The sequence below is a fragment of the Anaerotruncus sp. 80 genome, from assembly GCF_009936115.1.
GTDB lineage: Bacteria > Bacillota > Clostridia > Peptostreptococcales > Anaerovoracaceae > Senimuribacter > Senimuribacter intestinalis.
Genome location: NZ_QWES01000001.1, coordinates 81,055 through 106,154, shown reverse-complemented (window position 1 = coordinate 106,154; position 25,100 = coordinate 81,055). Strand labels below are relative to the sequence as shown.

At 45.1% G+C, this 25,100-nt stretch carries 21 protein-coding genes; 20 read left to right on the top strand and 1 reads right to left on the bottom strand.

All coding sequences use genetic code 11. From position 1 onward, the window contains the following. Nucleotides 1-11: 11 nt before the first annotated feature. The gene (locus tag D1155_RS00500; RefSeq protein ID WP_160200453.1) at nt 12-1,805 is read right to left on the bottom strand and encodes a sigma 54-interacting transcriptional regulator; all 1,794 of its coding nucleotides are present in this window, start codon (nt 1,803-1,805) and stop codon (nt 12-14) included. A 285-nt stretch (nt 1,806-2,090) separates the two neighbouring features. On the opposite strand from D1155_RS00500, the gene D1155_RS00495 reads away from it, so the two are divergent. The 20 genes from D1155_RS00495 to D1155_RS00400 all read left to right on the top strand — a co-directional run bounded on the left by D1155_RS00495 (nt 2,091) and on the right by D1155_RS00400 (nt 25,100). Beyond that, on the top strand, nt 2,091-3,491 hold the full coding sequence (locus D1155_RS00495) for an MFS transporter (protein WP_160200452.1): 1,401 nt from the start codon (nt 2,091-2,093) through the stop codon (nt 3,489-3,491). Between the two features lie 16 nt (nt 3,492-3,507). After that, the gene (locus tag D1155_RS00490) at nt 3,508-4,695 is read left to right on the top strand and encodes an amidohydrolase family protein (RefSeq protein WP_160200451.1); all 1,188 of its coding nucleotides are present in this window, start codon (nt 3,508-3,510) and stop codon (nt 4,693-4,695) included. Next, complete coding sequence (locus D1155_RS00485) at nt 4,688-6,028, top strand: TldD/PmbA family protein (RefSeq protein WP_160200450.1); 1,341 nt, start codon at nt 4,688-4,690, stop codon at nt 6,026-6,028. The genes D1155_RS00490 and D1155_RS00485 overlap by 8 nt, the downstream gene beginning before the upstream one ends. Before the next feature lie 12 nt (nt 6,029-6,040). Continuing rightward, nucleotides 6,041-7,336 (top strand): metallopeptidase TldD-related protein, encoded by a 1,296-nt coding sequence (locus tag D1155_RS00480; RefSeq protein ID WP_160200449.1) that lies wholly within the window; start codon nt 6,041-6,043, stop codon nt 7,334-7,336. A 246-nt stretch (nt 7,337-7,582) separates the two neighbouring features. Continuing rightward, a complete protein-coding gene (locus D1155_RS00475) occupies nt 7,583-9,970 on the top strand; it encodes a molybdopterin cofactor-binding domain-containing protein (RefSeq protein WP_160200448.1) in 2,388 nt (795 codons plus the stop codon). A 177-nt stretch (nt 9,971-10,147) separates the two neighbouring features. Next, nucleotides 10,148-10,675, top strand: coding sequence for a (2Fe-2S)-binding protein (locus tag D1155_RS00470; protein ID WP_160200447.1), 528 nt, complete (start codon nt 10,148-10,150; stop codon nt 10,673-10,675). Next, the gene (locus D1155_RS00465; RefSeq protein ID WP_160200446.1) at nt 10,668-13,067 is read left to right on the top strand and encodes a xanthine dehydrogenase family protein molybdopterin-binding subunit; all 2,400 of its coding nucleotides are present in this window, start codon (nt 10,668-10,670) and stop codon (nt 13,065-13,067) included. The genes D1155_RS00470 and D1155_RS00465 overlap by 8 nt, the downstream gene beginning before the upstream one ends. Continuing rightward, on the top strand, nt 13,064-15,427 hold the full coding sequence (locus D1155_RS00460; RefSeq protein WP_160200445.1) for an FAD-dependent oxidoreductase: 2,364 nt from the start codon (nt 13,064-13,066) through the stop codon (nt 15,425-15,427). The genes D1155_RS00465 and D1155_RS00460 overlap by 4 nt, the downstream gene beginning before the upstream one ends. 98 nt (nt 15,428-15,525) lie before the next feature. After that, a complete protein-coding gene (gene modA / locus D1155_RS00455; RefSeq protein WP_160200444.1) occupies nt 15,526-16,314 on the top strand; it encodes a molybdate ABC transporter substrate-binding protein in 789 nt (262 codons plus the stop codon). A 35-nt stretch (nt 16,315-16,349) separates the two neighbouring features. Then, on the top strand, nt 16,350-17,039 hold the full coding sequence (modB, locus tag D1155_RS00450; RefSeq protein ID WP_160200443.1) for a molybdate ABC transporter permease subunit: 690 nt from the start codon (nt 16,350-16,352) through the stop codon (nt 17,037-17,039). Next, nucleotides 17,017-18,084, top strand: coding sequence for an ABC transporter ATP-binding protein (locus D1155_RS00445; RefSeq protein WP_160200442.1), 1,068 nt, complete (start codon nt 17,017-17,019; stop codon nt 18,082-18,084). Before modB ends, D1155_RS00445 begins: the two co-directional genes overlap by 23 nt. 20 nt (nt 18,085-18,104) lie before the next feature. Beyond that, nucleotides 18,105-19,121: a molybdopterin-binding protein gene (locus D1155_RS00440; RefSeq protein WP_160200441.1), complete on the top strand. Its 1,017-nt coding sequence runs from the start codon at nt 18,105-18,107 to the stop codon at nt 19,119-19,121. A gap of 3 nt (nt 19,122-19,124) precedes the next feature. Continuing rightward, nucleotides 19,125-20,099, top strand: a complete 975-nt coding sequence (locus D1155_RS00435; RefSeq protein WP_160200440.1) for an NTP transferase domain-containing protein — start codon at nt 19,125-19,127, stop codon at nt 20,097-20,099. Between the two features lie 12 nt (nt 20,100-20,111). Further along, entirely contained in the window at nt 20,112-21,143 is a 1,032-nt protein-coding gene (locus tag D1155_RS00430) for an XdhC/CoxI family protein (RefSeq protein WP_160200439.1), read from the top strand. A gap of 1 nt (nt 21,144) precedes the next feature. Beyond that, a complete protein-coding gene (locus D1155_RS00425; RefSeq protein ID WP_160200438.1) occupies nt 21,145-21,741 on the top strand; it encodes a histidine phosphatase family protein in 597 nt (198 codons plus the stop codon). After that, nucleotides 21,738-22,715 carry a GTP 3',8-cyclase MoaA gene (moaA, locus tag D1155_RS00420; RefSeq protein ID WP_160200437.1) on the top strand — a complete coding sequence of 326 codons (978 nt, stop codon included), beginning with the start codon at nt 21,738-21,740 and terminating at the stop codon, nt 22,713-22,715. Before D1155_RS00425 ends, moaA begins: the two co-directional genes overlap by 4 nt. Nucleotides 22,716-22,720: 5 nt before the next feature. Further along, a complete protein-coding gene (locus D1155_RS00415; protein ID WP_347560948.1) occupies nt 22,721-23,179 on the top strand; it encodes an MOSC domain-containing protein in 459 nt (152 codons plus the stop codon). Beyond that, nucleotides 23,154-23,651 (top strand): cyclic pyranopterin monophosphate synthase MoaC, encoded by a 498-nt coding sequence (gene moaC, locus D1155_RS00410; RefSeq protein WP_347560943.1) that lies wholly within the window; start codon nt 23,154-23,156, stop codon nt 23,649-23,651. The genes D1155_RS00415 and moaC overlap by 26 nt, the downstream gene beginning before the upstream one ends. Beyond that, on the top strand, nt 23,587-24,156 hold the full coding sequence (locus D1155_RS00405) for a MogA/MoaB family molybdenum cofactor biosynthesis protein (RefSeq protein ID WP_306770910.1): 570 nt from the start codon (nt 23,587-23,589) through the stop codon (nt 24,154-24,156). The genes moaC and D1155_RS00405 overlap by 65 nt, the downstream gene beginning before the upstream one ends. A 140-nt stretch (nt 24,157-24,296) precedes the next feature. Next, on the top strand, nt 24,297-25,100 hold the full coding sequence (locus D1155_RS00400) for a MerR family transcriptional regulator (RefSeq protein WP_160200434.1): 804 nt from the start codon (nt 24,297-24,299) through the stop codon (nt 25,098-25,100).

Below are 25,100 nucleotides of genomic sequence, written 5' to 3'. Positions count from 1 at the left end.
TGTGTCTTCGGTTATTGATCCGGAGAACCCTCTTCCAGCTTTTTCAGCTTTCGGTAGAGGGTGGTTCTGCTGATACCCATCTTTTTTGCCAGTTCTTCACGAGTGATGACTCCGCTTTCTAAGTCTTGCAGATGTTTATACAGAACCAGATTTTCATATTTTTCTACATTGGATTTCAGAGTTTCTCTTTCGTCTGCTTTTATTTTGGAGTGGGTTAGGGACTGGAAGAGCGGCGGAAAGTCTGCCGGCAAAACCAATGTGCCTTGGGCAACATTGGAAATGTATTCTACAACATTTTCGATTTCACGTACATTGCCGGGCCAACGGTGGAGAAGTAGCAAATCTGCGGCCTCAGGCGAAAAATCCAGATGCTCTTTGCCTAACATTTGTGCATATTTTTCCAAGAAGTATTTGGCTAGAGGGAGTATATCGTCTGTTCGCTTGCGAAGAGGCGGTATTGTGATAGGGATTACATTGAGACGATAATACAAATCCTCGCGGAATTCCTTTGTTTTACACATTTCTGCTAGATTTCTGTTGGTCGCAGCGATGATACGTACATCAATATCGATGAGCTTGTTACTGCCGATTCGTTCAATCTGCCTGTTTTGGATGACGTGAAGAAGTTTGACCTGCATAGCAAGAGGAAGCTCTCCGATTTCGTCGATGAATATGGTGCCGCCGTTTGCGGCTTCAAATTTGCCGATGTGTCCGCCTTTCGAAGCTCCCGTAAATGCACCGTCAGCATAGCCAAAAAGCTCACTTTCGATAAGGTTTTCCGGAATAGCGCCACAGTTAATTGTGACAAATGGTGCGCTAAATCTAGGACTTTCTGCATAAATGGCACGAGCAAACATTTCTTTGCCTACGCCGCTTTCGCCGGTAATCAGTACGGTAGAGGTGCTTTTTGCAATATTACGGGCAAATTCTTTTACCTTTGCGATTTCATCGCTGCAGCTGATAATAGAATCGAAATTCATAGTGTTTGAGCCTAACACTTTGTAGGCAGTTTTCTTGACTTCAGCAATATCGTCAAAGAAAATAATAACCCGTTGCAGCGCATTTTCATCATAAACAGGCTTGCATGAAGCCATGATTTTAATATTCTCTTCTTTGAAATGAAGCTCTCTGTTCTGAAATCCTGTCTTTGTATTTAAAAAGATAGCGGTGGCAGCAGGCCAGAATGCATCAAGATGAAGTCCGATAAGACCCCAGCTGAGATTAGCATTTGTTAAAATGTGGTATTCTGCTTTTTTGTTTGCATTAGTGATATAGCCATCACGATCGATGACAACAATACCTTGTGGGGAACCGTTGACAATTTCAGTCAGCAGGTTAGACTGCACGTTTAAGTCCCGCACATGGTCGATATTTTCTAAATAGGAGGAAAGGAGCGTTGCCATATTTTTTAAGTAGTTGCAAATTGAAAACTGGTTATCAATCAGATGATTGTATTGTTCTTCTGTAAAAGCAACCAGTGAAATGATGCCAATATGTTTCTCGTGATAGGAGATCGTGCAGCAGATTTCGCCTTTTTCCCCACTGATCCATTCTGTAGGACCATACAGGGGATCCTTGATATCGTCTACCACATAGGTGCCGCCTACACGCAGGAGGTATTTGTACAGAAATTCTTCGACGTAACGGCTTTCTGCTTCATAGGTGCCGATGCGTTCCTGATACTGGCCTGTACCGGCAATAATCTTTAAATTCTCATCGAGAATCAAGGTTTCGATGTTTAGAACCGTGGATATGGCATTGGCAACTTGCTGGACGGTAGGCTGAATTTTAACTAATCTGCTCATGTATTTTTCCTCCATTTATGATATGGTAGAATTATAAAACTGGTACGGCGACCTGTCAAGGAAATGTTACTTTTTTAGGACTAAAAAAATGCAATGTTTCAAACATGAAACGCAGTTCTTGGAGAAAATTAGGCACATGCCGAAAGTTTTTTTCAAAATCATTGAAAAATTAAGGGATTCAAGCGGCTGATTTGAAAAAAACGCATTGGCATACTCCTTGCTTTATATATGAAAGAAGACAGCACAAGGCTGTTCACAGTGCCATAATGGAAAAGGAGGATACATATGGACAAGAAATTACCTTTGAGAGCCAAGATCGCCTATAGTATGGGCGGATTTGGTGAAGCGATGCCACTGAACTTATTTAATGTTTACTTCGTATATTTTATGACCGACGTGGCTGGAGCTCCTGCAGCGTTAGCGGGTACGATTGCTTTAATCGGCGTGCTGTGGGATGCAATTACAGACCCAATTGTGGGAAAATTGTCGGATAACTGTACGTCCCCAATGGGTAGAAGAAGGGCGTATATGTGCAGAGCGATTATTCCGTTGGCATTATTTGTAATTATGCTTTTTACACCGGTAAACTTTACAGGAATTGCACAAATGGCATACTATGTTGTGGCAGCACTGGGTTTTTGGCTGACTCTCACAATGTGGGTAATTCCATTCTTTGCTTTTGGAGCAGAGATTACTACCGATTATAACGAAAGAAATACCCTTAGAACTGTAGTTATGATTTTAGAAAATGCGATTCTAATTTTGTGTACGTCAGGTCCGATGTGGGTACTCAGCTGGACCCTGAACCATGGAGGAGAAGAAGCTGACGCTTGGAAATATACTGCATGGATTACTGGGGCAATTCTTTTAATCACTTGTGCGGTATGCGTTTATTTCACAAAAGGATGGGATCAGCCTTATCAGAAGTCCGAAAATGTGAAAACAGAAAACCTGCTGGCAACCTTTAAAGAACTGTTTAAGATTCGCACTTTTAAAATTTTGACAATTTCTATGATGCTTGCTTTGTTTGGACTGCTTCTAATTTCTACCAATTTAGTCTATGTTATGAATAATCTGGCAAGATTGACTCCTGAGGAGCAGAGTCTGTTCTGGATAGTATTCAGTGTAGCGATTATGGTAATGCTCCCATTTGCCAATAAGCTTTGTAACAGTATAGGCAAGAGAGAAGTTTTGATGGGTGTAGCCATAATTCAGGTTATTGTAGGTATTATCTGTTTCTTTATGAGTTTGGAAAATAGAATTGCCTTCTACATTTATATCGTTGGGCTGGTACTCTGCAACGGATGTTTTGTTGCACACTATGTTACCTTGTCCTATGACAGCTGTGAAGTAGATGAGTTTGTCAATGGAAAACGCCGTGAAGGAAGTATTGTGGCCTTAATGTCCTTTATCCAAAAAGCTGGCGGAGCCCTTGCAATGTGGGTTGCAGGTCTTTCTCTTACCTTTATCGGCTATGACGGTATGGCGGCAGAACAGACTCCGGAAGTACTGTCCGGACTTAACACAGTGATTACTGTGATTCCGACGATATTCTTTATCTTAGCAACCATAGCACTTTATAAGTATCCAGTAACGAAGAAGAACTTCGCGGCGTTGCAGGATGCCCTTGAAAAGAAAAAGGCCGGACTTGCGTATTCAACAGAAGAATTTAAGGAACTGCTGTAATTGAAAAGGGGAAATTATGATGGAGAATAAGATTTTACTTGAAAATGCAAATGTGATAGACGTATATGAAGGAGAGAGCCGTAAAGGTTACGATGTCTATATCGAAGGTGATATGATAAAGGAAGTCTGCCCCCACGGGCAGCTTTCCTTTGGAGAAGACACAGAGCGGGTGAATTGTACTGAAAAGACCATTATGCCGGGGCTGATAGATTGTCATGTACATCTCTGTATGGATCCTTTCTGTCCTGATCCCGGTGTTATAGCGGCAAGAAGCGATGCAGCACTGACAATAGATGCAATCAACCATATGGATGCGCTGCTAAAAAATGGAATCACCTATGTAAGAGGCATGGGAGATCCACGGAATATCGATATTGACCTTGCAAGAGCAAAGAAAGCAGACCAGATTGCAGGACCTGATATTTTGCCGTGTGGTAAGCTGATTTGCATGACCGGCGGTCACGGGTGGCAGCTTGGCGTAGAGGTAGATAGTCCTGATGAGATGAGAAAGGCCGTCAGACAGCTTTTAAAGGATGGTGCAGGTCATCTGAAAATGATGGCAACTGGCGGCGTGATGACGAAAGGCGTGAAAACTACATCAACGCAGCTGACCTATGAAGAGCTGAGAGCAGGTATCGAAGAAGCAGAACATGCAGGCGTTCGGACTGCGACTCACGCTCAGGGCAATGCAGGAATTAAAAATGCAGTGCGTGCAGGTATTCATTCTGTAGAGCATGGATTTTATCTGGACGAGGAAGTCATTGGCTGGATGCTGGAAAAGGGAACTTTCTATGTGCCGACCTTGGTAGCGGTCTATGAGATTTTAAAACAAAAGGACAGTCTGCCGGCCTATTTAGTAGAAAAGGCACAAACGGCAAAGGAGGCGCACAGGGCAAGTTTTCAGCTTGCTTTAAAGTCCGGTGTAAAGATTGCACTGGGAACAGACGCAGGTACGCCGTTTAACCAGTTTGGCAGCGCAAGAGATGAATTTCTCTATATGATTGAAGCGGGTATGAGTCCGGTGCAGGCGGTGAAAAGTGCAACTTGCGTTGCGGCGCAGCTCATTGGCGTAGAAGACAGCCACGGGAGCGTAGAGCCTGGAAAAGCTGCTGATTTGTTGATTTTGCAAAAATGTATTTACGATGAACCCAGCGTAATCAAAGAGCCGTTTACTGTTTATAAAGGGGGAAAACGCTATGTATAAGTTTCCGGAAAACCTGTATACGGATATTAGAATTGACAATTACAGTGAAACCCAGCTGACTTATGACGTAGAAGTTTTGGCAGAAATAAAAGAGAAAGATGTTGAAGGTATATTCCTTCGCATTTACGACGGTCATCGCTGGTACTACAGTTCCTTTACCGGAAAAGAGAACATTCAGACGGAAATTGATGTGCTGGCGGAAAAGGCTACGCCAAATCCCAATGTATACGATTGCCCGATTATAAAGAAGCTGGAGGCAAATCAGTATCGAAAGCTTTCTTATGAGGACGGATTTCAAAGCCTGTCTTTGGATGAGAAAATTGCAGTGGTTTCAAAATATCCAAAGCAGTACGTATCTCAGTGTTCTTTGATGACCGATTTAACAACGCAGCTGCTTCTAATTCACAATGTGAGAGAGTTTTATTCCAGCAAAGGTGCAAATCTTTATTACGATGAAGAGGTTTTATCGCTGGTACTGTCCGGAACTTTTGCTTGCGGAGAGAATGTGCTTGTAGAAAATTATGAAAAGTTTGGACATCGGTTATCTGACCTTGATGAAAGTGTGGACAGAGAGATTACGGAGCACATTCAGAAGGCAGAAGAGTTTGTGCGCGAGTGTGTCAGTGTAGAGCCAGGCGCCTACCCTGTAGTATTTTCTCCAGAGAATACCGGACTTCTCTGCCACGAAAGTGTGGGGCATAAAAGTGAAGGCGATTTCTTCGTAGATTCACCAGGTATGGAAAAGATTTGGAATATGGGCGAGGAGTTTTGTGATAGGGGTATTTCCATTGTGGATGATGGAGAAATTGAGTCATCTATTTATTTGCCTTTTGATGATGAGGGAACTAGGTCGAGACCAACTGCTATTGTAAAAGAAGGCTGTGTCGGTGATAGAATGACAAATGCTGCTGCAGCAGCTGAACTAAATCTTCCGATGACGGGAAATGCCAGAGCGATTGATTATACATGGGAGCCTATGGTGAGAATGACCACGGTTTACCTTAATCCGGGCACTATGCCTATGGAAGATTTATTCAAAGGAATCGAAAAGGGCATTTTTGCTGATACCTATATCGCAGGTGGAGGCATGGATGTGTTCAGTATTGCGCCCGGTAGATGTTACCTGATTGAAAATGGAAAGATTACAAAACCAGTTGCTGTATCACTAATTTTTTCAAGATGTAAAGATGCGCTGGCAGCCATCGAGGGCAGAACGGCTGAGGTTATTTTGAAGCCGGCATACTATATTCGCTGCGGTAAGCCGCCACAGCTAGGACTTGCAACTTCTGACGGCGGACCGTATGTCAGATTTAAGTCTATGAGTGTCGTATAAGGAGGAATGGCAATGATCAGAGAAAAATATGAAATTAACAGCACTGAGTATGCAGCTGTATTCCTCAATTCGAGATTGGACGCAACTCGCAAGCGCCGGAGCAAGAAGAAAGGCTTTCGCGTTTATGACAACGGTTTAATTGGGCTGAAATACACTGAAAGTGACTGCGACGAAGAGAAGATGTTTCGCGGGGCGGAGGAAATGCTCCGCTATCAAGTGCCGTATGAGCCGGCTCCGGAAGAAGAAAAAGTTTGTCACATGGATATGACAGAAGGAGAAAAAGAGCCGGATTATAAGGCGTTCGAGAATCAGTGTGAGGATTTGGTAATTCGCTTAAAAAAGAGATTTCCGGGCATTATTTTCAGCAATTCTATTCGGATTGTAGAAGAAGAGCATAAGCTTGAAAATACTCAAGGATTGGATTTGTCTTTCAAAGACCGATATTACTTAGGGGAAATCAATCTAAAAATGCGTGATGGAATCAACATCAGCGATGGCGCAATTCCGTATAAAAGCAGAACCTTCGAGCCTGATGAGATATTTGCCCATGCAGAGCGGGTTCTTGCAAATTATGAGAATGTAATCACCGTCGAAGAGGGAAAAACTTATCCGATTATTATATCGACAACGGATTGCTTCAACGTTTATTATGGATTCATCAACACCTGTTTTGAACGGGAACTCAACGGGCAGCATTATGGTGCCGGCGGCTCGCTGCTTTGCGGGCAGCAGGGCAAGCAGGTGTTCAGCAAGGATTTTAACTTGATACAGTATAGTGACCCTGCAAAGTATATCGGAAGACCTTTCTTTGACGCGGAGGGCACCATCATCGACGGCGGCGTGGTAGAGTTTGTCAAAGACGGTACTTTTTTAAGACCGTACACCGATAAAAGCGTCAGTCTGAAATACGGGCTTGAAAATACGGGAAGCGCAGAGGCTAAGCCGGAGAATGTACCTTGTTTGGGCGGCATTGGTGGCACAGGAATTCCTGAAATCCGTCCAGTGGGTCTGACAATTACTGGTCAGCACCAAGCACTGGATACCCTGGTAGGAGAAGAGCGGGCAATCTATGTGTTCTTCTCTTTGGCAGGTTCCTATAACAACATAGGAGGCTACGCCCTTCCGATACAATTTGGCATGGTGTATGAAAATGGTGAGTTTATAGGCAGAACCCAGGAACTGATGTGCAATACCAATATTTGGGATATGTACGGTAAGGATTATCGAGGCCTTGCAAAGAATACCTTGATGCCGGCATCGGCGCACGACTACATGGTAATTGACATGAAAGCAAATTCAAACGGCTAAATAAAATAACAGGTGGCATGATTTTAAGTTGTGCTCCCTGTTATTTCTTTAGATACATGTTTCAAGAAAAGGTTGCAATGATGAAACTGTATATCGAAATTGAAACAATAAAAGGAACGTTGGAGAGAACATGATTTAGTTGAAAGGATTGAAATTTACAGCAGGACAGAGAGTTATGCTGCGCAGAAGAGTACTGGCATATATTTTGCTTTATATAAAGATATATGGAGGAAGGAGTAGAAAGTCATGGAGAAAGTAAAAACCCATTATGTACCAAGGGAACAGAAACGCTATATGGGTACATACAGGCCAAAGATTGATGCTAAGGAGAAAACTTTGGGGAAAACCCAATATCTCGACGATATTACCTTGAAGGGAAAACTGCCGGGAATGCTCTATGCAAAGATTTTAGAGTGTCCTTATCCACATGCGAAGGTTCTTAAGATGAATACGGAAAAAGCAGAGGCCTTGCCTGGTGTGTGGGCAGTGCTTCGATGTGACGATCCGGAAATTCGCGCATTAGGAAGAACTACCCATTGCTGGACAGATATTGCGATTACACCGAAGGATGTCGACACCGTCATGCGATATTGGGATCGGGAGTTTTTGCCGGAAACAGGACTTTGGGTTGGCGACCATATGGGCGTAGCAGTTGCAGCGGAGTCACCGGAGATTGCTGAAGAGGCGCTAAAACTGGTGGAGATCAAGTGGGAAATTTTGCCCGCTATTTATGAGATGGAGGAAGCCAAACAAGCAGATGCGGTTATCATTCATCCGGAATTAGATGAGACGACAAACCAGCTGCGCCACAGTGAAGATGGCATTGAAAACGATCTTTACTACAGTCGCGGAGATGTGGACAAAAATATGGAAGCTGCAGACTTTATTTTAGAAGTGGACAAGACCTATGGTGGGGTATCGACTCACGGCTGCTTGGAGTACCGTGGCTGTGTCATCGACTGGAGAGAGGACAAGATGGATGTATGGACCAACCACTATATGTCCGATCAGACGAGAATGTTTCTCCATGATTACACCCACGTGCCTCTTAACAAAATCCGCGTCAGAAACGGAAACAGCGGCGCACATATGGGAAAATGGAATACAGGAGAAGATATCTTTTTCATCATTACAGCTTACTTATCTAAGCGGGCAGGAAAACCGGTGCGCTACAAGATGACCAACCATGAGGAATTCCATGAAACAAGAAATCTAAATCGGTACAGAGTAAAGGCCGGATGCACCAAGGAAGGAAAGGTGCTGGCGCTGGATATGATTTGCGAGGGTAATACGGGGGCATATATTGGAGCCTGCGACCATAATGTGGAGTTTCTGGTACGGGAAGTGCTGGACAGAGACTTTGCGCCGGTAAACCATATCCGAATGCATTCCTATACCTGGTTCACCAACAGAATTCCGGGCGGCGTGGTACGCGGCATTGGTAATGTGCAGCTATGTTGGACCTTCATGGCGTTGCTTGATGAACTGGCAGAAAAAACGGGCATTGATGTGCTGGAAATTTTAAAAATGAATTGTGGTAACGATGTCAACTGGCAGGGAGAAGCCAATCACAGCATTTGCAAGGTGTTAGACCTCGGCGCAGAGGCAATCGGCTGGGGTAATCGCCACAAGGCGGGCAAGGGTCCTTTCATTGATGGGTACAAGAAAAGAGGCAAGGGAGTAGCTATCTGGAATCAATGGCACGCAGAATTAAACGAGCTGACACGAGGGTTTTACGAAGTCAGCATTCGATTAAATCCCGATATGTCTGTAATCATTCAAGCGCCAACCTCAGAGACTGGTGCAGGAGGCAACAGCGCCGCAGTTTTTGCCTGTGCGGAAAATCTTGCCTATCTGGATGTAAAACCGGAGGATATTTTGTGGACGCCTCTTGGCGATACAGAACTGGGATTAAGAGATAATGCGCCAACCGACAGTGTAATTTCTTTCCTTTATGCCGAGGCAATGGTAGAGGCTGCAGAGAAATTGAAAGCTGAGATTTTGCGCAGAGTCGGCGAATATATGGAGAAAGAACCTTCTCTTTTAGACATTGAACACGGGGAAGTCTATGAGCGAGCTAATCCGGAGAACAGAGTCGGTGTAGAGTGGTTTATGCTACATACAGATTGTGTGCCGATTCATATTCATCATGCAAGACACAACGTGAGAGAACAGGCGGGGCTTCCTTTCGGAGCCTGGTTTGTGGAAGTTGAAGTGGATACAGAGCTGGGCAATGTAGAAGTTGTCGATATGGTCGTTGTCAACGATGTGGGGTGTGTTATGCACGCTTCCGGCGCAGAAAGTCATCAGATCAGCGGACAGGCTATGGGCGTAGGCGAGGTGCTGATGGAGCAGCTGCACTACGACTTTGAAACAGGAACAATACTCAATAACAACTACATCGATTACAAGATGATGACCATGGCGGATTTTCCAAAGCAGATTACACCGATTTTGGTAGAAGAATGGCAAGGACTTGGCAGATATGGTGCAGCTGGCATGGCAGAAGGCGCTTTTACGGGAACGGGAGCAGCCATTGCAAACGCCATATATAATGCGGTGGGGATAAGGGTTGACGAGCAGTCCATTACGCCGGAGGCTGTACTTGATAAAATTGTGAAGTTACAAAAATGAAACTAAAATCGATAAATGTTTCAATTTAGAAACTATCGCCGGCAAAAGAAAAAGATGGGGACCCGAAAAGGGTTGAAAAACAACAGAAAATCATGAAAACAGCCTTTGGCATATTTTTTGCTGTATTTATAGGTATAAGTAAAAAGTGATTGCCATGGAGAGAAAGGGGCAAACAAAATGAACAAAGATGTAATTCAAATGAATGTAAATGGACGTGCCTATGCCTTGAAAAAGGGAAGGGATTATGAAGAGGCGGATACACTGTCAAAGGTGCTGAGAGAACACTTCGGTTTGACAGGCGTACGCGTATCCTGCGAGCAGGGTGCTTGTGGTGCGTGTACGGTTTTAATAAATGGTAAATCAGCACTTTCGTGTATGATGCTGGTAACCGATGCAGATGGATGTGATATTTTGACTATAGAGGGCTTAGATGGAAGTGATCCTGTGGTTGATGCTTTTGTCAATACATACGGACCCGGAGAAGGGACTGCCATGCAGTGTGGTTTTTGTACGCCGGGCTTTGTTATGGAAACGCATTCTTTACTCAATGAAAATCCAAACCCCACAGACGAAGAAATTACGGAAGCATTGTCAGGTCATATTTGCCGCTGCGGTTGCTATCACGGAATCCACAAAGCGGTAGAAAAAGCCGCAGACCATATTTGCAAGTGCAGGGAAGAGGCAAAGGAGGCTTCAAATGAGTAAAGATAGGATTGCCTATGTGCCGAGAGAGCAAAAACGTTATATGGGTACATATCGTCCGAAGATTGATGCCAAGGAGAAGACCCTCGGGAAAACCCAGTATTTGGATGATATCACCTTGAAGGGAAAACTGCCGGGCATGCTCTATGCAAAGATTTTGCAGTGCCCGTATCCCCATGCAAGAATTTTAAAGATGAATACGACGAAAGCCGAGGAACTGCCGGGCGTTTTTGCAGTGCTTCGCTATGACGATGAAGAAATCCGGGCGCTTGGCAGAACCACCCATGCGTGGACAGATATTGCCATTACGCCAAAAGAGTCGGATACGATTACGCGTTATTGGGACAGGGATTTCTTACCGCAGACAGGTCTTTGGGTCGGAGATCATATGGGAGTTGCAGTTGCGGCTGAAACCCCTGAAATTGCAGATGAAGCTTTAAAACTAATCGACATTAAGTGGGAAATTCTTCCGGCTGTATATGAAATGGATGAGGCGAAAAAGCCGGATGCACCGATTTTGCATCCGGAACTGAACCCTTCTACAAACCAGCTTAGACACAGTGAAGATGGAATTGAGAACCATCTCTTCTATAAGAGAGGAGATGTAGAAAAATCTTTGCGGGAAGCTGACTTTGTACTGGAGGTAGAAAAAACCTATGGCGGGGTCAGCACCCATGGCTGTTTGGAGTACAGAGGCTGCGTGATACGCTGGGATGAGGACAAAATGGACGTTTGGACCAACCATTATATGAGTGACCAAACCAGAATGTATCTTCACGATTATACCCACGTTCCTTTAAATAAAATCCGTGTCAGGAACGGAAACAGCGGCGCACATATGGGTAAATGGAACACTGGGGAAGATATCTTCTTTATGATTACTGCGTATCTGTCAAAAAGAGCGGGAGGCAGGCCTGTCAGATATAAGATGACAAACCATGAAGAGTTTCACGAAACCCGAAGTGAAAATCGATATAAAATTAAAGCAGCCTGCACAAATTGTGGAAAGATTACCGGTATGGAAATGATCGCAGAGGGAAACAGCGGCGCATATATCGGCGGCTGTGACCATAATGTAGAGTTCATTGTCAGTGAAACCATGAACAGAGCCTTTGCTCCTGTTGAACATGTCAGCCTGTATTCCTATACTTGGTTTACAAATAAAGTTCCGGGTGGTGTCGTACGCGGTATCGGGAATGTGCAGCTTTGCTGGTGCTTTATGTCGCTGTTAGATGAACTGGCGGAAAGAACCGGCATTGATGTGATAGATATTATTAAGCTGAACTGCACCAATGACTTTAATTGGCCGGGGGAAAAGAATCGGAGTATTTGCAGAGTGCTGGACGAAGGTGCAAAAATAATCGGCTGGAAAAATCGCCATAAGGCCGGTGAAGGGCAGTTGATTGAAGGATGTAAAAAACGTGGCATGGGTGTAGCTGTATGGAATCAGTGGCATGCAGAACTTAATGAATTAACGCGCGGCTTCTATGAAGTGAGCATCAGACTGAATCCGGATATGTCGGTAATTATTCAAGCGCCGACCTCAGAAACAGGAGCTGGCGGCAACAGTGCAGCAGTCTTTGCCTGTGCAGAAAATCTGCATTATCTCAATATTAAACCGGAAGATATTCTGTGGACACCACTTGGCGATACGGAATTGGGACTGCGGGATAATGCACCGACAGACAGTGTCGTTTCTTTCCTTTACGCAGAGGCGATGGCAGAAGGTGCGCAGAAGCTAAAGAGTGAAATCCTGCGCAGAGTCGGCGAATATATGGAAAAAAGTCCGGAAGAATTGGAAATCGAAGACGGGTATGTCTTTGAAAAGGTAAAGCCGGAAAACCGTATTGGTGTTGAATGGTTCATGCTGCATACCGACTGTGTACCAATTCATATTCATCATGCGCGCCATAATGTGAGAGAGGAAGCAGGATTGCCATTTGGCGCATGGTTTGCAGATGTAGAGGTAGATATTGAAACAGGCCAGGTTGAGGTAACCGATATGGTAGTCCTCAATGATGTGGGCTGCGTTATGCACGCCTCCGGAGCAGAAAGTCATCAGATCAGCGGACAGGCCATGGGAATCGGAGAAGTCCTCTTTGAAGAACTTCACTACGATAAAGAGACTGGAACTGTTTTAAACAATAACTATATCGACTATAAAATGATGACCATGGCAGATTTTCCAAAACAGATTACCCCTGTTTTGATAGAGGAATGGAAAGGTCTTGGAAAATATGGCGCTGCAGGCATGGCAGAAGGGGCATTTACAGGCGCCGGTGCAGCTATTGCCAACGCAATTTATAATGCTGTGGGAATCAGAATTGACGATCAGTCCATTACACCTGCGAAAGTTTTAAATAAACTGATGGAAAAGGGAGGAAACAGAGCATGAAAGATTTAGAAGTATATTATGCAGGAAGCGCAAAGGAAGCTTCCGCGCTGCTGAAGGAAAAAGGTGATTCCTCCTGGCCTATGGGAGGCGGCACAGACCTGATCGGCGTCATTAGGGAAGGCATTTTGCCACAGCAAATTAATGAAATAGTATCTTTGAAAAAGGCGGAGGATTTACAAGGTATTATCAAAGATGAAAACTATTTAACGCTGGGCGCGGCAACAACACTTTCTGAAATTGAGAAAAATGCGGAAATCAACCAAATTTTTCCGGCATTGGCAGAGGCGGCAAGAACAGTTGCATCGCCACAAATCAGACACGTTGCGACAGTCGGCGGCAACATCTGCCAACAGGTACGCTGCTGGTATTATCGCTATCAGGGCGATAAGTTTAACTGTCTTAGAAAAGGCGGAGAACGCTGCAACGCAGTGGTAGGAAACAATCTATATCATTCAGTTTTCGGAGCTTTCAAAGTCTGCGATCCGCCGTGCCAAGTGGAGTGTCCAAACTCTACCAACATACCGGCTTATATGGAGCGGCTGCGCAGCGGCGATATTGCAGGTGCTGCAAAGATTCTCTTTGAAGTCAATCCATTGGCAGCGGTAACGGGCAGAATCTGTCCTCATACCTGTGAGCAGACCTGCAACAGAAAGAAATTTGATGAAAGTGTCTCCGTTAGGGAAGCAGAACGTTTTCTCGGCGATTATGTGCTGGAACATCCGGAAGATTTCATTACCCCGCCTAAGAAAGAAAGCGGCAAAAAGGTTACCGTTATCGGCAGTGGTCCTGCCGGATTATCAGCGGCATTTTATCTGCGGCAGGCGGGACATACAGTGACGATACTGGATCAGAATCCGGAAATCGGCGGTATGCTATATTACGGAATTCCGTCCTACAGACTGCCAAAGGAAATCTTGGCAAGATATAAGGAAATCTTGCTGGGTCTGGGTGTGAACTTCAGGATGAATACCAAGGTAGGAGAAACTGTTACACTGGAAGATTTATACAAGGAATGTGATATTGTTCTTGTAGGAATTGGTGCATGGGTTTCACTGGGTCTTGAATTTGAGGGAAAAGATGCAGAAGGCGTACTCAATGCCCTTGAATTTCTGCAAAAAGCAGCGGACAGAGTACCGCAGAAGCTGGGAGAAAAAGTAGTCGTTATCGGCGGCGGTAATACTTCCTTCGACGTTTGTCGAAGTGCAAGAAAGATGGGAGCAAAGGAAGTTACTCTGCTGAGTATTCTGCCATATGACGAAATGCCGGCAGAAGAGGAGGAAATTACAGAAGCGCTGGAAGAGGGCGTACAAATCCTGGATTTGACCACCTTGCAGAAGGTCATCAAAGGAGAAAACGGAGAAGTTAAAACGCTGGTACTACAGCAAATGGAAAAAATCGATGAGGATGAAACGGGGCTTGGGAATATTGCGCCGGTTCAGGATGTAACCAGAGAGCTTGAGGCAGATAATGTCATAGTTGCAATCGGACAGACCATTGATTTAGAAGGCTTTGAGTCCTTAAGCAGCGGCGGCAGACTGATTGCGCTTTCTGAAAAAGAAAGCGGAAAGACCTTTGAAGAAGCAATCTTTGCAGCAGGAGATGCAGCCTATGGCCCGGCAACTGCAGTCAAGGCAATTTTCCAAGGAAGAAACTGTGCAAAGTCCATCTGCGAAACCATCGGCGGAATGGAGGAAGTGGTACAGACTGAAAGAGGCGAAAAAATCTCCTTCAGCTCATATGCGCTGCAGAAAACGGAAAAAGCAAAGACTGCCAATGCACCTTTAGAGGAGCGGGAACTGTATAAAGAAATTTCTACGACCCTCAACATAGAAGAAATTTTGCAGGAGGCAGAGCGCTGCTTAAACTGCGGATGTGTAGCTGTCAGTCCTACGGATGTAGGCACAGCCCTAATTGCACTTGATGCGATGATCGTAACAAATGAACGGGAGATTTTGGCAGAGCATTTCTTTAAGGCGGCTGTTATGGGCTCTACCGTGCTGGAAAAAGGCGAAATCGTTACGAAAATTCGTGTGCCGCAAGCGGCAGCCGGAAACAAGCAGATTTACTACAAGCATAGAACCAGAAAGTCCATCGATTTCCCAATCCTAAGCATCGCGTTAAATGCGGATATGGACGGACAGAAGGTCAAGGACATCAGAGTCGTATTTGGAGCGGCAGCGCCGGTTCCAAAGCGGATGCACCAAGTAGAAGAGTTTCTTCGCGGAAAAGATCTGACTCGCCAAGTAGCAGAGGAAGCAGCAGCCCTTGCTGTTGAAGATTGTGTACCCCTTGCAGAAAATGCCTATAAGGTACATCTGCTAGAAGTACTAACCCGCAGAACTTTGGAAAAGCTGATATAACCAATATGGAAAAGTAAAGCAGGAATGAAAGAATTCCTGCTTTGCTGGAAGCACCGTTATTCTTGTAGGAATATAACGGTATGATAAGGAGGCAAGCGATGAAAAAAACATGTAAACAGGCAGCAATATTGCTGACAATGATACTTCTGCTTTTACTCGGGAGCTGCGGAGAAAGGGAGAAAGAAACAGAGCCTGCAGAGCTGCACGTATTTGCAGCAGCTTCTATGACTGAAGTCTTGACAGAACTTGGAAATACATATATGCAGGAGAATAAAGAAGTAAAGCTGGTATTTAATTTCGACTCTTCAGGAACGCTGCTGACCCAAATTGAAGAAGGTGGAGCGTGCGACATCTTTATATCCGCAGCCCAGCAGCAGATGGATGCTCTTTCTGACCGTGTAGAGGACAGCCGCTTTGATATTTTGGAGAACAAGGTGGTTCTAACAGTGCCGGAGGGAAATCCCGCAGAAATAGAATCCTTTGAGGATCTAAAAAAAGGGCTTGAAGAGGGAACGATTATTTTAGCTATGGGTAACAGCGATGTACCTGTAGGGCAGTATACCCAGAAGATTTTGGATTACCTGGGGCTTTCAGAACAGGCGCTGTCTAAGGCAGGACTGATTACCTACGGCAGCAATGTAAAAGAAGTTACAACCCAGTTGACAGAGGCAATGGTAGATTGCGGCATTATCTATGAGACAGATGCAAAGACTGCGGGATTAACCGTAGTGGATACTGCGGAGGAAAAGATGTGCGGACAGGTTATCTATCCGGCGGCTTTGCTGGATACATCAAAAAAAACTGAAGAGGCAAAAGCATTTTTAGACTTTTTGCAGGGCGAAGAAGCTGCTGCTGTATTTTTAAAGTATGGCTTTACACCCGTGTAGCAGTGATAACTTGAAGTATAGAAGGAGAGAAAAGTATGGATTGGTTTCCGCTGCTGAATTCGCTGCGTATTGCCTTAATCAGTACAGTTTTGGTATTTTTTTCAGGGATTGCTGCGGCATACTACATTTCCAAATTACCGCGACTTGTCAAAGGCTGTTTAGACGTAGCTCTAACCCTGCCCCTTGTACTGCCGCCTACGGTGATAGGCTTTCTGCTGCTGAAAATACTGGGTCCAAGGCGAATGGTTGGAAGCTGGCTTCTTGAGATGTTCGATGTCAAGCTGACTATGCAGTGGTGGTCTGCTATCTTTGCAACTGCAGTAGTCGTTTTTCCGCTGATGTATAGAACGGCGCGAGGTGCATTTGAATCCTTTGATGAAAATTTGGCATATGCGGGCAGAACCTTAGGGCTGACGGATACGTATGTTTTTTGGCATATTCGTATGGCGGAATGCAGACAGGGAATTCTTGCAGGAACGGTTTTGACTTTTGCAAGAGGTCTTGGCGAATATGGAGCAACCAGTATGGTGTCAGGGTACATGCCGGGAAAAACCGCTACAATTTCAACGACAGTTTACCAACTGTGGCAGACCGGACAGGACGGGCTAGCGGGCAGGTGGGTACTTGTCAATTTGGGTATTTCCTTTATTGTACTTTTAGCTGTGAATCTGCTGGAAAGAAAGCAGGAAAGGGGAAAGAAAAGTGGCCGTAGAAGTAGAACTTGAAAAGAGACTTGGGAATTTTCAGCTGTCAGTACAATTTCAGGCAGGTGAAGAAACGTTGGCAATATTAGGCTCTTCAGGGTGCGGAAAGACTATGACGCTGAAATGCATTGCAGGAATTGAAAAACCGGATTGTGGCCGGATTGTACTGAATCAAAAGGTGCTATTTGATTCGGCAAAGGGTATCGACTTGCCGCCGCAGCAGAGGCATACGGGGCTTTTGTTTCAGGATTATGCCTTGTTTTCCTCAATGACGGTACTGGAAAATATTATGGCAGGCGCCTATCGCAGAAAAAAATCCCTTCGGAAAAGCTTAGCTTTGGATATGATTGAACGAATGGGATTAAAGAATTTGATGAATCACTATCCTGCGCAGCTTTCCGGTGGACAAAGACAGCGAACTTCCCTCGCCCGAATGTTGCTTTCAGCTCCGGAAATACTGCTTTTGGACGAACCCTTTTCGGCGCTTGATTCTCATCTTCGTCAGAGGATGGAGCAGGAGATTAAGCTGTTGCTGAGAGACTTTGGAAAAACTGCTATTTTAGTTTCCCACGATATAGAGGAGAGCTATCGTATGGCAAGACGTATTGCAGTTATGGGTGAAGGCGTTATAGAGAACATCGGAGAAAAGACAGAGCTTTATCGCAATCCCAAAACGAAAAAAGGCGCACAGCTTTTAGGATGCAGAAATTTTTCTCGGGCAATATGTCAATCGGGCGGATGGGTATATGCGCAGGACTGGAATCTAAAGCTTTGGGCGAAGAAGGCGCAGGACAGAGCCGGCGCAGCCTGCTATGTTGGAATCAGAGAAGGGGATCTCAGGCTGGTAAGACCAGAGGATCCAAGGGAAAATCGTTGCAAATGTACAGTAGAAGGATATTTGGAAAATCCGGACTGCTTCATTCTTTTGCTTAGACCCCATGGGGCAAAAGCAGAAACGATTCTGCGCTGCCAGCTGCCTTTTGGACTAGATGAGATGCAGAAGAAGGACTGTACAGAGGTCGAGATTTATTTGCCGCCTGCTGCCGTCATGCTGCTGACAGAGTAAATAAGGAAGGAAAATAGAAAATGAAAAAAATCAGAGTAGAAGATGCCGTCGGACAAAGATTATGTCACGATATTACCGCCATGAGAGACGGATTTAAAGGTGCGGCATTTCGCCGCGGACATGTGATTTCTAAGAAGGATATAGAAGCTTTATTGGCAATCGGTAAGAAGCATATTTTTATTTGGGAAGATAAGGCTGGGGAAATACATGAAGAGGAGGCGGCACAGCGCCTTGCTGCTATGGCATCGTTGCAGGATGCACATTACGAGGGACCATCTGAAGGAAAAATGGTACTGAAAGCAGATACCTCCGGAATGTTTCGGGTAAACCGCAGACTTCTTTCGGAAATAAATCGAATAGGTGACATTACTATAACGACTTTGCCGGATCATTATCCCGTTCAGAAAGGAGACAGACTGGCTTCTATGAGAATCATACCGCTGGTGACAACGGAAGAGCAAATTGAACAGGCAGAGAAACTATGTCAGAATGAAAACCTGTTGGCTCTTTTGCCCTATAAAAAGAAAAAGGTCGGTATTATCATCACCGGGTCGGAAATATATGAGGGACGAATTGCCGACAAATTTGAAATGGTAGCGAAAAAGAAGCTGACAGCTTTTCCTTGTGAAGTGCTTGGCGCAACAATTTGCGATGACAGACAGGAGCAGATTGTCGAAGCGGCGCAGTCATATTTGAATCAGGGTGCAGAACTTTTACTTTTCTCAGGCGGTATGTCGGTAGATCCTGATGATTTGACACCAGCGGCAATCAAAGCGTGTGGTGCTGAGATTATCACATATGGTGTGCCAAGTCAGCCGGGCAATATGACCTTGGTTTCTTATTTGGGCAAAGCTGCGCTGGTCGGCGTACCGGGAGCGGCTATCAGTCTGCCGGTTACAGTTTTAGACGTATTGCTGCCCCAGCTGTTTACTGATGTGAAAATAACAAAAGAAGATATGCTGGCCTTAGCAGAAGGGGGACTGTGTCAACTGTGCGAGGTTTGTCATTTTCCCAATTGTACATTTGGGAGGTACTGAGCGATGAAGAAAAAAACCTTTGCTGCTGTGATACCGGCGGCAGGACTGTCTTCACGTATGGGCAATTTTAAGCCTTTGATGCCTTTTGGAGAAACTACAGTATTGCAATCTATTCTGCATCTGCTCAAAGCAAAGAAGGTGACGGAAATTGCAGTGGTAACAGGATATCGGGCTGAAGAGATGAACTATGCTTTGCAGCAGGAAGATATTACTATTTTATATAACGGCGCATACAGGAAAAGTCATATGTTCGACTCCATCTGCATGGGATTTGACTATATGAAAGACAGGGCGGAGCACGTGATTCTGTGGCCGGTAGACATTCCCGCGGTGACAGAAGAAACCGTGGAGAAGCTCCTTTGCGCAGCGGAAAAAAGTGAAGGCGTCGTATATCCTGTGCATAACGGTATCAGCGGACATCCTGTGATTTTTTCGGAGGCTGCTTATGAGAAAATTCTTTCCCATGACGGACGGGAAGGGCTTTACGGGGCGTTGAAAAAAATCCAGGCTGTCACAGAGATAGCGGTGGAGGATCCCTTTGTACTTATGGACATGGATACGAAGGAAGACTATCGTCTTTTAGTGGAGAAGAAACAGGCTTGGGAGAGGGAAACGCTTATGGGAAGCAGGGTGACACCTTTTACCTTTACATGTCAGGTGTCTTTGCAGTATGGAGAGATATTTTTTGACGAAAAATTGGTTTACTTGCTGAATTTTGTGGATCGCTTAGGTTCATTAAAAAAAGCATGTGAGGAAATGGGCATTGCCTATAGCTACGGGTGGAAGCTTATTAAAAATGCAGAGCGACGAGCCGGATTTTCCATGCTTTGTAAAAATTCGGGCGGGATAGGAGGCGGAGGATCCACCTTAACGCCATCTTGCAGGCAGTTAATCGGTTCTTATGAGCTGTTTTGCAAACAGCTTAAAACTTGCGGTCAGGAAATATTTTCGGGCTGTTTTGACTGGTACAGACGTTAACAGGAGGTAGAAATGAAGCAGATTTGTCGATTTATTAAGGAAAACTTGGAGGAAGGAAAGGCGTGTACGCTGATTACGATTATCTCAAGCGAAGGCTCGGCGCCCAGAGGCGCAGGTACTAGTATGGCAGTCAGTCAAAGTGGGCAGTGCTTTGGAACAATCGGTGGAGGAGCTGTGGAACATAGGGTTTCCAAGATGGCGGCGGATGTGATGAAAAAAGGTCGCTCTAAAACGGATTTTTTTATGCTGCACCCCAATGATGTACAGGATTTGGGAATGATTTGCGGCGGCGATATCAGAGTATATTTGCAGTATATCGCGCCATCAGATGAAAACTGCGCTCTTTATGAAACTATCTGCAAGGAGGCAGAAAGCGACGAAAATCGCTGGATTGTATTTGAGGTGGATGAAAGGCAGTACAGCACTGTCAGCGTTCTTTCAGAGACGGAAGTGGTAGCAGGGGCAAAGTCTGCTATTCAGTATTTAAACTGTTTGAGCACGGCGGCTACAGCTTCTTGGAGGGAGACGGGAAGCTACTACATTCAGCCGCTGGCAGTGAAAGGAAAGGTCTACATTTTTGGAGGAGGTCATATTGCCAGAAAATTGGTGCCGGTGCTGAGCGGAGTAGACTTTTCTTGTGTCGTATATGACAGCTTGGAGGAATTTTCAGATCCGGCAGATTTTCCTTTGGCAAAAGAAGTTATTTGCGGATCCTTTGATTGTGTTAATGATCGTTTGCGGCTGAACGAAGCAGACTTTGCGGTGATTATGACCCGCGGTCATGCCTTTGATTATACGGTGCTGCGTCAAGTTTTGGAAAAGCACACAGCTTATACGGGGATGATCGGCAGTAGAAGCAAAGTGCAGACAACACGTACACGGCTTCTTGGTGATGGCTTTTCAGAAGCGGATATTGCAAGAATTCATTCGCCCATCGGTCTTTCCATCGGTGCACAGACACCGGCGGAAATTTCTGTCAGCATTGCAGCGGAGATGATTGCAGTGCGGGCTGCCCTAAGGAAAGGTGAAAAAACGGAGAATTAAAATGAGTGACAGAACTTTTTATTTGGTGCGCCATGGAGTTTCAATTTTACAGGAAAACGGTAGGGTCTGTCTGGGAAAAGGTAGCGACCCACCCTTAGCGCCTTCCGGATTTGAACAGATTGAGAAACTGATGGAAACCTCCTTTTTTCGCAGAGTCAAAAGTGTAAAAGCAGTTTATTGCAGCCCGCTTCTAAGAAGCAAACAGACAGCTGTAGTATTAGCTGAAGGTATGCGGGAAATTCGAGTGGAAAGCGGGCTTTCTGAAATGGACATGGGGCTGTGGGAAGGTATGCATTTCAAACAGATTGAAAAAGAATTTCCGTTGCAGTATGCACTGCGGGGCTTGCATCCGTCAGTGCCACCGCCGGCAGGGGAAACCTTTGCAGAGGCAGCAAGCCGGATGGAGGAAACCCTTTTTCGAATGATGGAGGCACATCCCAAGGAGAAAAAATTCTTAGTTGTGGTACATACCGGCATTGCCAGCGCCTTTTTATGCCACATTGCTAACAAAGATTTTGACGAAAACAGAGGGTGCAGATTGACTCACTGTGGTCATGCAGTGGTAAAGTACAGGGATGGAGGCTTTGAGAAAAAATGAAAGATCAATTTGAACGAAATATAGACTATCTGCGCCTTTCAGTGACAGATCGATGTAATTTACGGTGCAGATACTGTATGCCGCCTGAAGGAATCGACCCATGTGCGCATGGAGAGATTTTATCCCTTGAGGAAATTCTTCGTTTGGCCGGCTTGTTTGCAAAATGCGGCGTTCGCAAAATAAAGCTGACAGGCGGAGAACCTTTGGTGCGAAAAGATATCTCCCACCTCGTCAGAGGCCTTAAGGGGATTTCTGAAATCCAAGAAGTAACGCTGACGACCAACGGTCTGTTACTCAAGGAGCAGCTGCCGGGCTTGTTAGATGCAGGAATTGACGGTATTAACATCAGTATAGATACGCTGAAGGAGGATTGCTATCGAACTCTCACAAGAGGAGGAGAATTAAAGCAGGTCATTGAGGCTCTGGACGCCTGTTGTAAACAAGAAAATCTTGCGGTCAAGGTCAATACAGTGACTTTGGCAGAATATAACCTGAATGAAATTGCATCGTTGGCAGCCCTGGCAAAGGACTATCCTATGGATGTGCGTTTTATTGAAATGATGCCTATGGGACCTGGAAAGAATTTTGCAGGATATACACAAGAGACGGTGCTGAAAGTATTGGAGGAGGTTTACGGCACCCCGCAGCTGACACTTGAGCAGCGGGGTAACGGTCCGTCAGTTTATTACAAGCTGGACGGATTCTGTGGAAGAATCGGCATGATTAGTCCAATGTCCCATAGTTTTTGTAAAGAATGTAATCGAATTCGATTGACTGCCGGAGGCTTCTTAAAACCCTGTTTGCATCATAATATGGGGATTGATCTGCGAAAGCTTTTGCGGTCAAAGGCGACGGATACAGAGATTTTGTCGGCAATTACAGATGGAATTTTCAGCAAGCCCAGCCGGCATATGTTTTGCACATCAGATACAGGCAACAGTGAAACGCGCAGTATGTACCAGATAGGAGGATGACAATGATAGGAATTGTAAAAGCAGTGTGTACCAGTGAAAAAAAGGGGACTGTAAAGAAAAACGTGGGAAAGGCAGTTTTTTTAGAAAACCATGGTCTTGTAGGCGATGCTCATGCAGGAACGTGGCATAGGCAGGTTTCCCTTCTTTCCTGGGAAAAGATAGAGGCATTTAAGGCGCTGGGAGTTTCAGTGGATGATGGGGATTTTGGTGAAAATTTGGTGGTAAGCGGCGTGGATTTTGCACGACTTCCCCTTGGCAGTATATTTCAGATTGGAGATGCGAAACTGGTCCTTACGCAAATCGGAAAAGAATGTCATCACGGATGCGCCATTGCACAGGCTGTCGGCAAATGTATTATGCCGACAGAAGGCGTATTTGCAAAGGTAATCAAGGGTGGAAAAGTAAAAGTCGGAGATAGGATGGAAGTGATAACGGAGGATGAACATGAAGCTGACACACTTTGATGAAAAGGGAAATGCGCGGATGGTAGATGTGGCGGAAAAGGATGTAACAGAGCGGCGCGCTGTAGCAAGAGGCTGTATCAAGATGTCACAGCAGGCTTATGCTGCGGTGATAGAGGGGCGCGTTGCAAAGGGCGATGTGCTGACAGTTGCAACCACAGCGGGGATTATGGCGGCTAAAAAGACGTGGGAACTGATTCCGATGTGTCATCTGCTGCCATTAGCAGGCCTTTCTGTGGACTGGATGCTGGATGATATCCATTGCATTATTACCTGTATCTGTACTGCAAAGTCCAGCGGAAAAACCGGCGTGGAAATGGAGGCACTAACGGGAGCCAGCGTGGCGCTGTTAACCGTCTATGACATGTGTAAAGCCATGGATAAATTCATGGAGATCGGAGAAATTCACCTTGAAGAAAAAGAAGGAGGCAAAAGCGGTCATGTCATTTTCAGAGAAAAAGAATCACATCAGTAATCAGACGTATAGAACGGCAGTAATGATCCTTAGCGATAAAGGCGCTAAAGGCGAGAGAAAAGATGAAAGCGGGCCTCTCATCATAAAGCTGCTGGAGGACGTTGAAGAAGACAGTTATCAGGTTGTTTGCAGTGTATTACTTCCCGATGAGCAGTCTGTAATCGAACAGACCCTGCGTAATCTCTGCGATGTAGAGAAGCTGGATTTAATTTTGACGACCGGAGGCACAGGTCTTTCACCTAGGGATGTAACACCGGAAGCAACCCTTGCAGTGGCAGAGCGAAATGTGCCGGGAATTGCAGAGTATATGCGCGCTAAATCTTTTGAAATTACGCCAAAAGCGATGCTTTCTCGCGGAGTCGCAGTCCTCCGTGGAAAGACGCTGATTATCAATCTGCCGGGAAGCCCTAAGGCGGTAAAAGAGCAGCTGGAATTTATTCTGCCGGCACTGCCTCACGGTCTTGATATTCTCCTTGGTAGAGATGGGGAATGTGGCGGTAGATGAATGTAATACTGTTATCCACATATATTGAAAAAGTAAAAAATAATGGTATAATAACCTTGGGACGAATAACTAGAAAAGGAACTGGCATAAAAAGTACAACGGACTGTTGCACAATAATACAGCGGACAAGGAGGCAGGCCATGTATCTGACCGTAGGAGAAATTTCAAAAGCCCTCGGTATATCTACAGAAACGATTCGCTATTATGTAAAAGAAGGGATTATTACGCCGAAAAGAAATGAAGAAAATAATTACTGGGTTTATTCGTCGGAGGATTTAATGAAGCTGACTGACATTATGTTTTATCGCTCCATGGGGCTGACTATGAAGGATATCAAAGACATCATGTCGGGTCTTGCACTGCAGGAAATTGCAGGGGTTATTGAAACCAGAAAAAATGAGCTTATAGGAGAAATAAAAGAAAGAGTAGACGCACTTCATTCTTTGACGAACTGGGAAGACGAGTACAGAAGCGAACTGCTTCTTCTTGGAAAATTTCAGATTGGCTCTATGCCGGCGGAGTTCAGAAGGCCGGGATGTTTTGAAGAAGCAAGCCATATGGTGTGGTATTTGCAGGAGTGTTTTGATTTTGATAAAGAGGACTGGGGCAGTGTATCTATGTCTTTTTACTATGATTTAAATGAGGAAGCGCCAAAGCTCAAGAGATATCTTTCCGTTGCAGGCATACAGAAGTTGAGCCCGTCCAATTTAAGTGAAAGCGCAATTTTGGAGCAGGAGGACTACTGCTTGATTACAGAGGTGCATTATAGCAGTCAGCCACTTGAAATGATTCAGCCTATGTTGGACTACGCGGCTGACCAGGGCATAAAACTGACAGGAATATTTTATGGTCGTGAAGATACCAATTATTATGTTGGTGGCGCACGACGTGGGCTATACAAGATTTATGCGCCGATTCACAGACAAAGAAAAGGAAAAAAATAA

Bases quoted from the DNA above. Each gene is read 5' to 3' on its own strand.
- D1155_RS00500 (WP_160200453.1), bottom strand. From the start codon at position 1,805: ATGAGCAGATTAGTTAAAATTCAGCCTACCGTCCAGCAAGTTGCCAAT.
- D1155_RS00495 (WP_160200452.1), top strand. From the start codon at position 2,091: ATGGACAAGAAATTACCTTTGAGAGCCAAGATCGCCTATAGTATGGGC.
- D1155_RS00490 (WP_160200451.1), top strand. From the start codon at position 3,508: ATGATGGAGAATAAGATTTTACTTGAAAATGCAAATGTGATAGACGTA.
- D1155_RS00485 (WP_160200450.1), top strand. From the start codon at position 4,688: ATGTATAAGTTTCCGGAAAACCTGTATACGGATATTAGAATTGACAAT.
- D1155_RS00480 (WP_160200449.1), top strand. From the start codon at position 6,041: ATGATCAGAGAAAAATATGAAATTAACAGCACTGAGTATGCAGCTGTA.
- D1155_RS00475 (WP_160200448.1), top strand. From the start codon at position 7,583: ATGGAGAAAGTAAAAACCCATTATGTACCAAGGGAACAGAAACGCTAT.
- D1155_RS00470 (WP_160200447.1), top strand. From the start codon at position 10,148: ATGAACAAAGATGTAATTCAAATGAATGTAAATGGACGTGCCTATGCC.
- D1155_RS00465 (WP_160200446.1), top strand. From the start codon at position 10,668: ATGAGTAAAGATAGGATTGCCTATGTGCCGAGAGAGCAAAAACGTTAT.
- D1155_RS00460 (WP_160200445.1), top strand. From the start codon at position 13,064: ATGAAAGATTTAGAAGTATATTATGCAGGAAGCGCAAAGGAAGCTTCC.
- modA (WP_160200444.1), top strand. From the start codon at position 15,526: ATGAAAAAAACATGTAAACAGGCAGCAATATTGCTGACAATGATACTT.
- modB (WP_160200443.1), top strand. From the start codon at position 16,350: ATGGATTGGTTTCCGCTGCTGAATTCGCTGCGTATTGCCTTAATCAGT.
- D1155_RS00440 (WP_160200441.1), top strand. From the start codon at position 18,105: ATGAAAAAAATCAGAGTAGAAGATGCCGTCGGACAAAGATTATGTCAC.
- D1155_RS00435 (WP_160200440.1), top strand. From the start codon at position 19,125: ATGAAGAAAAAAACCTTTGCTGCTGTGATACCGGCGGCAGGACTGTCT.
- D1155_RS00430 (WP_160200439.1), top strand. From the start codon at position 20,112: ATGAAGCAGATTTGTCGATTTATTAAGGAAAACTTGGAGGAAGGAAAG.
- D1155_RS00425 (WP_160200438.1), top strand. From the start codon at position 21,145: ATGAGTGACAGAACTTTTTATTTGGTGCGCCATGGAGTTTCAATTTTA.
- moaA (WP_160200437.1), top strand. From the start codon at position 21,738: ATGAAAGATCAATTTGAACGAAATATAGACTATCTGCGCCTTTCAGTG.
- moaC (WP_347560943.1), top strand. From the start codon at position 23,154: ATGAACATGAAGCTGACACACTTTGATGAAAAGGGAAATGCGCGGATG.
- D1155_RS00400 (WP_160200434.1), top strand. From the start codon at position 24,297: ATGTATCTGACCGTAGGAGAAATTTCAAAAGCCCTCGGTATATCTACA.